The organism is Streptomyces sp. NRRL S-350 (genome assembly GCF_000719705.1).
In the GTDB taxonomy this organism is placed as follows: Bacteria; Actinomycetota; Actinomycetes; order Streptomycetales; family Streptomycetaceae; genus Kitasatospora.
The window spans coordinates 1-432 of sequence record NZ_JOHO01000202.1 but is presented as its reverse complement, the minus strand read 5'-3'; the positions used below and the strand labels follow the sequence as shown (position 1 = coordinate 432).

General features: G+C 73.4%; 1 protein-coding gene. It reads left to right on the top strand.

The genetic code is table 11. The annotated features are described in order from the left end of the window. On the top strand, positions 1–432 hold a 432-nt coding region (locus IF30_RS42920; RefSeq protein WP_037903201.1), incomplete at both ends, for a condensation domain-containing protein.

Below are 432 nucleotides of genomic sequence, written 5' to 3'. Positions count from 1 at the left end.
GTCCTGCTGCTGGTGCTGCACCACATCGCCGGTGACGGCTGGTCGATGGCACCGCTCGCCCGCGACCTCTCCACCGCCTACGCCGCCCGCACCAACGGCTGCGCGCCGGCCTGGGCACCACTGCCCGTCCAGTACGCCGACTACGCACTCTGGCAACGCGAACTCCTCGGCACCGACACCGACCCCGACAGCCTCGCCACCCGCCAACTCACCTACTGGACACAGCAACTCGCCGACCTGCCGGAAGAACTGCAACTCCCCCTCGACCGGCCCCGGCCCGCCGTCGCCTCCCACCGCGCCGGCGCCGTCACCGCGGACCTGCCCGCGCACGCGCACGACCGACTCACCCGGCTCGCCCGGGAGACCGGCACCACCCTGTTCATGGTCCTCCAAGCCGCCCTGGCCACCCTCTACTCCCGCCTCGGCGCCGGC